This is a genomic window from Metabacillus sp. YM-086, from assembly GCF_048059995.1.
Taxonomy (GTDB): domain Bacteria; phylum Bacillota; class Bacilli; order Bacillales; family Bacillaceae; genus Metabacillus; species Metabacillus litoralis_B.
In genome coordinates, this window is record NZ_JBLUOI010000080.1 from 13,731 (window position 1) to 20,123 (window position 6,393).

A 6,393-nucleotide genomic window follows, 5' to 3' on the forward strand; every position below is an offset into this window, starting at 1 on the left:
TCCAGACGAAAACATGCCACAACATTCTTCATAAACCTGATAAACGACAAAGCATTACTTGAAAGTACTCAAAATGTTGTTCATGTTCAACCAAATCCAAACAAGACAAAAAAAGCAGCCCAAATTGGACTGCCACTGCCATACCCCATTATTGACTTTCCTCATGAAACCGCAGCATGTTGAGAAAAGCGTTTCGTCATCCATGCTCTGGATTTCCAGCGATAGAGCATAATAATACCTCGTACCCATTCGTCAGCGATAAAGGCAATCCAGACACCGACGAGCCCTAGATCAAAATGAATGCCGAGGATATAAGCAATTGGTACGGCGACTCCCCACATCGACAGTATTCCTACGTAGGTTGGAAAGCGGATATCACCCGTAGCCCGTAATGAGCTGATGATAATCATATTAAAGGCTCTGCCTGGTTCAAGAATGATGGTTAGGAGGATCAGGATCCCACCGACTTCAAGTATACGTTCATTGGAGGTGAAAATACCTAGTAAACGATCAGAGAAGAGCGAGAAGATTACGGCCATAAGCGTAGAGATAATGATTCCAGAATATAGGCTTTGTAAGCATCTTTTATATGCAGCTTCATAATCTTTTGCCCCAATCATGTACCCAACTAGAATTTGTGTACCTTGGCTAACGGCTAAGCTGAATAATAGAATAAGCATCATCAGATTTTGAGCATAGACCTTTGTGGTTAAAGCTTCGGTCCCAATCATTGTAATGAAGACTGTAATAACCATTTGCGACGTATTGTAAGAAAGTTGCTCACCAGCTGTAGGAACCCCAATATGAAGCAGATTTTTAAGATGGTGTACCGGAAGCTTAAAGAGCTCTTTTAAGTTAAGGGTAAAGTGAACACGCTTCTTTAAAATATAGAGGATGACAAAAAGGCCGATGATCCTTGAAACAACTGTGGATATAGCAACCCCTTGAACACCTATTACCGGAAATCCGAATGGACCAAAAATAAAGAAATAGTTCCCGATAATGTTAAGCAGGTTCATGCCGATTGTTAAATACATAGTGTCTTTTGTATAGCCATAGCTTTTAAGAATAGCTCCTGATGTCATGATTAATGCTTGCACAAAGGAAAAGCCTCCAACAAGCTGTAAATAAATCGTAGCATCCGGCATTAGTTCTGGTGGTAAGTTCATCAATTGTAGGATGTCTTCACTTGCGATGACAATGACAACACTAATCAGAATACTAAATAATAGATTGGCAGAAAGAGAAACCGTTGATACCTCTTTGGCATCTTTATAATTAGTACCACCTATATATTGAGCAACAAGTATAGTTGTACCTGTTGCAATAAATCCAAACATGACGATTAATAGAAATAAAATTTGGTTGGAAACTCCAACAGCAGCTACTGAGTTATCAGAGTATTGACTAAGCATCAATGTATCAGCATTTCCCATTAACATATGCAGAAGAGTCTCAATGAAAATTGGCCATGTTAGTGCAAATAATGTGATTTTACGACCTTGTCTTTCAAATGCCATTTTGTTCAACTCCTTTACATTGCTTTGATAATACTTAATAAGTTTACAAACATTGCAGTATAATAGAAAGAGAGAATAGCGATATATTTTGGATAAATACGACCTAAAGGAGAATTTGTGATGTCTCATATTGAGTTTTTTGCACCGCCTTCTCCCACTTTTATTCAGGGGGGAATTGCTATTTTTGAAGAAGGCAAAAAGCATTTTCGAAGAGTTTTTACTGTATTTGATTTGATTTATGTAAAATCTGGTGAATTATTTATAACAGAAGATGAAATTCCTTACACAGTAAGAAAAGGACAATATATTCTTTTAGTTCCTGGTTTTGAACATTATGGTCATAAAGGCAGCTCAATGAGGACAGAGTACTATTGGCTACATTTTGCCATTCCAACGCATTATGAGCTTGTGGACGAGGGGATTACGAATTGGGCGGATATTCACATTTCAAAGGGAGATCATGAGACACCACCAACTTATAAATTCTCTATACCTTGCTTAGGGGAAATTGAGAATACAAATTTTTTAGAAACGATTTTTCTTAATATTTTAAATGTGGATCATCAAACACCGGATTATCAGCTAAGACAGCAGCTGCACTTCCATGAATTTTTATTATATTTACAAAAGGAAGCATGCAAAATTCCAACAGCAGCTGAGAAGGTTGTGGACGGAGCTGTTAATTATATACAAGAGCATTATAAAGAAGAGGTGAAAATGGAGGACATCGCAGCTGCTCTTCACTTTCACCCGGATTATGTAACGCGTTGTATGCAAAAAATCGTCGGTGAAACTCCGAATATGTATTTAAACAAATACCGAATGAATCAAGCAAAAAAACTATTAGCAACAACTGATGATAAAATTGCCAACATAGCAAAAGAAGTAGGAATTGAGGACTCCACTTATTTTTCAAAGCTTTTCAAAAGGATGGAGGGAACCAGTCCAATTGAGTATCGAAAAATGATTCTTAGAAGGTAAAGAGGAAAAGGGAAACCTGATTTCCCTTTTCTACTCAATTAGCAATAGGGCAAACTCATTAGCATTGAGTGTTATTGATAACTCGTTTGAATGAGCGGCATATTCTTCTTCGTTCCAAAGATCATGAATGGTGCGATCCTTCAATTTAACGGGCAATGGAAGGGTTTGTATTTGTGATGAAAGATTTATGATGATCAAAACTAACTGCTTATTATTTTCTCTTTGATAACAAAGGACATTAGTTGATTCGTCAGCCATTAATATCGAGAATGCTCCGTCATTTGCAAGGACAGGATAAGAGTTACGGAGCTTGATGAGTTTCTTCATAAATGAAAGCATATCACTGTCTTGCTGATCATCATGCCATACCATACAGCCTCTGCATCCGGGATCTTGTTCACCAGATAGGCCGATTTCATCACCGTAGTAAATAGACGGAGAACCATAAAAGCTAAATTGAAAAACGCTTAATAATTTGACTCGTTGTTTGTTCATTCTAGCAAGATTTAAAATTCGCGGAGTATCATGACTTCCGACCATATTAAAGGAGAATGGATAAACAGGTTGTGGATATTGATGTAAATACCTTTGTAGTTCGTCTGAAAATTGCTTTGCATTTAGATCATCAAAGGCAAAAAAACGATGCAATAAATTTGAGAGCGGATAGTTCATTACAGCATCAAACATATCTCCTTCAAGCCATGGCATCGCATCATGCCAAACCTCTCCAACAAGATAAACGTCTTTATTGATTGACTTTATCGCCTGGCGAAACTCTCTCCAAAACTGATGATCAATTTCGTTTGCAACATCTAATCTCCATCCGTCAATATGACATTCTTTTATCCAATACTGACCAACTTCTATTAGATATTTTTTCACATCCGGGTGCTGTGTGTTTAATTTTGGCATCGACCTTTCAAAAGAGAAGGTTTCATAAAGAATCTCTCCAGATTCTTTAATAGATACATGAAACCAGTCCTTGTATGAAGAATTTTGACCATTTTGAAGCACATCCTGAAACGGTGGAAAGTTTTTTCCGCAATGATTAAACACAGCATCAAGCATGACCTTTATGCCTTTATCATGACAAGAAGTAACAAGCTTTTTAAGCGTTTTTTTATCTCCGAATTGTGGATCAATTTCAAAATAATCAATTGTGTCATATTTATGATTAGAATGTGCTTTGAAAATTGGCGTAAAGTAGATTCCTGTTATGCCTAACTCAACTAGGTAATCTAAATGTTCTATGACTCCTTCTAAATCTCCGCCGAATAGAGTAGTTGGTGTAGGTTCAGTGCTATTCCATGGGAGCGTACCTTTTGGATCATTATGAACATTTCCGTTTGCAAACCGGTCAGGAAAAATTTGATACCAAACTGTATTTTTTACCCAATCAGGTGCTGCAAACACGTCGGATTGATGATAATAAGGAAGGCAAAAATAGGCTGAAAAGTCTTCATGAACTGTATCGTAAATTCCTTTCTCTGTAAAAAATAGCTCTTCGTCACCGCTTTTAATATGAAACGCATATCGTAATCGCTGTTGTGGAGGAGAGATAGCAATGAACCAATAATCAAAAAGGCCATCACTTCCACTAATACTCATCTCCATAGTTGTGTGAACCCAATGGTTTTCATGAAACTCAAAGGGATCACCATATACAACAGTTACAGAGCTTATATCTTGAGCTTTTGTTCGGAGCTGAATATGAAAAGTTCCATCAGAATTAGGATAAGCAAATTGATCTCTTGAACGATGATAAATGGCTTCTTTTTGCATGGATACCTCCTTAGTAGCTTTTTGTATTACTAAGCTTCTTCAAAACACATAAACGATATTCACTGAAGAATCATTTTGAAGAAGAAGATCATTTACATTTGACGGTCGGTTGCCTGAAGCGATATTCTTAAGAACGTAGTGATATAAGAAAGTAGGAGGAACGGAACAAAATGCGTAGACAAGCTTTAAAACTTTTCCTCATTCCGTTTCTTCTTTTTTATGCCTTCCCTGTGAGCGCAGCTGAAAAAGAAGAAAAGGCATGGCAGGAAGAGATTGCCTATTATGTAGTTGTTGATCGCTTTAATAATGCAGACCCGAATAATGATGGAGATGACCTGAATTTTGAGGATCCTGCAGCATACCATGGTGGCGATATTGAAGGAATTCTAAAAAAAATAGATTATCTTCATGACATGGGATTTACCACCCTGATTTTATCACCAGTGTTTAAAGAAAATGAGAACTCAGAAGTAAAGCAGATTGATGAGCATGCTGGAACAGTTGAAGATGTAAAGAAACTCGTTGATGAAGCTCATAAACTTAACATGAAAATTATGCTAGATTATGGACAGAAAAATGAAGATATGATCTCAACTGCAACTTCATGGATGCAAGAAACAGGGATAGATGGGTACTACATCAAACAAGCTGATGAAGTGAATCAGGAAGTTTGGCAGGAATTTCATCAAAAACTAAAAGAAATTAATGAAGAGTATTATTTGGTAGGAACTGTAAAAGAGCATAATTCAGATGTTATCTCTGCTTATATGGAATCCGGTTTTGATTCGTTGCTGAATATTCCCTTTTATGAAGCAGCTACCCAAGCATTTGCTAATGTTGATCAATCATTAAAACCTGTTACAGAAGTTACAGAACAATCATCACCTCTACTTAGCACATATGTTGATAGCGATGAAACCGTTCGTTTTACAAGACATGCCATTCAAAATAACCAACATCCTGGTGTAAGGTTGAAGATGGCCTTTGCTTATATGTATTCCACTCCTGGAACACCAATTGTGTACTATGGCTCTGAGATTGCTGTTGACGGAGGAGAACCGCCTACGAACCGACCGTTAATGAACTTTCAATCAGATGAAGAATTGATTGATTATCTTGAAAAGCTTGCGATCGTCAGAAAAACTCTTCCTTCTTTAACAAAAGGTGACTATGAGTTGCTGTATGAAAAAGATGGAATGATTATTTTTAAGCGAATGTATGAAGAAGAAACAGTCGTAGTTGCTATTAATAATTCAACAGAATCACAGAAAATAAAAATTTCTGATGAACAAATTGCAGAGGATAAAAAACTTCAAGGGCTTCTAACTGGAGATACGTTTGAAGAGGAAAACAATGAATACGAGTTTATCATTGATAGAGAGATTGCCGAAATATACGAAATAAAAGAAAAAACCGGTTTAAATATTCCGTTTATTAGTGTGTTTATTATTGTACCAACACTATTTATCATCTTTTTAGTATTGGCTAAAAAGCGTGGGAAGAAGAAGTAAAAAGAAGGCTGCCGTATGGAATCGTAAGAGGTTCGGTTTCCAAATACAAAGCTAAATTAGCATATAATTAGCAGTCAACGATAGTTTAAACATACTAACATTAGTAGCATAAACCAAGGCCATGGTTTGTGCTACTATTTTTTTATAGTAGAAGTGAAGGAAGGTCGATCCGCTTATGGGACCATGTTAGAGTCCGTATTTTAAACCGGCCAACTTCACACCCTTGTTTGAATCAGTTTAGTATGTTGGGTCCTAGAGATCGTGTATAAGAAAATGGAATCGTTAAGGTACTGTGAAGGCTTCTATGATTGGTTATAAAAGGAGAATATTTATATGAAACATGTCATCGCTCTTGATGTAAGTAAAGGGAAAAGTACCATTGCCATTTATGATGGCTATAGACAATGTGAATTTGAAGGGGAATTGTATCATACACGCATTGATTTTGAGCAGCTACACCTTCGTATTAAGGAAATAACAGCTCTTGATGGACAAGCTCCTGAAATCGTATTTGAGGCGACGGGTGTCTATTCAAAATCAGTTGAGAAGTTTCTACGGGATCACGGACATACTTACTGTCGCATGAACCCTCTTGAAGC

Annotated in this window: 6 protein-coding genes; 4 read left to right on the plus strand and 2 right to left on the minus strand. The window is 36.9% G+C overall.

The window, feature by feature from the left end; translation table 11 throughout:
- On the plus strand, nt 1–183 hold a 183-nt coding region (locus ACEWK1_RS23220; protein ID WP_416636700.1), incomplete at its 5' end, for a hypothetical protein.
- On the opposite strand, the gene ACEWK1_RS23225 is transcribed toward ACEWK1_RS23220, so the two are convergent.
- Complete coding sequence (locus ACEWK1_RS23225; RefSeq protein WP_212136119.1) at nt 162–1,520, minus strand: MATE family efflux transporter; 1,359 nt, start codon at nt 1,518–1,520, stop codon at nt 162–164. The two genes, ACEWK1_RS23220 and ACEWK1_RS23225, sit on opposite strands and share 22 nt — an antisense overlap.
- A 120-nt stretch (nt 1,521–1,640) precedes the next feature.
- Between ACEWK1_RS23225 and ACEWK1_RS23230 the strand changes: the two genes are divergently transcribed.
- The gene (locus ACEWK1_RS23230) at nt 1,641–2,501 is read left to right on the plus strand and encodes a helix-turn-helix transcriptional regulator (RefSeq protein ID WP_212136120.1); all 861 of its coding nucleotides are present in this window, start codon (nt 1,641–1,643) and stop codon (nt 2,499–2,501) included.
- A gap of 30 nt (nt 2,502–2,531) precedes the next feature.
- Here ACEWK1_RS23230 and ACEWK1_RS23235 read toward each other — a convergent pair whose 3' ends face one another.
- Nucleotides 2,532–4,283 carry an alpha-glycosidase gene (locus ACEWK1_RS23235; RefSeq protein ID WP_121664691.1) on the minus strand — a complete coding sequence of 584 codons (1,752 nt, stop codon included), beginning with the start codon at nt 4,281–4,283 and terminating at the stop codon, nt 2,532–2,534.
- Nucleotides 4,284–4,453: 170 nt separating this feature from the next.
- Between ACEWK1_RS23235 and ACEWK1_RS23240 the strand changes: the two genes are divergently transcribed.
- Both ACEWK1_RS23240 and ACEWK1_RS23245 read left to right on the plus strand, forming a co-directional pair.
- The gene (locus tag ACEWK1_RS23240; protein WP_212136121.1) at nt 4,454–5,794 is read left to right on the plus strand and encodes an alpha-amylase family glycosyl hydrolase; all 1,341 of its coding nucleotides are present in this window, start codon (nt 4,454–4,456) and stop codon (nt 5,792–5,794) included.
- A 333-nt stretch (nt 5,795–6,127) separates the two neighbouring features.
- Nucleotides 6,128–6,393, plus strand: a 266-nt coding sequence (locus ACEWK1_RS23245; protein WP_416636701.1) for an IS110 family transposase, incomplete at its 3' end; no start/stop codon positions are given.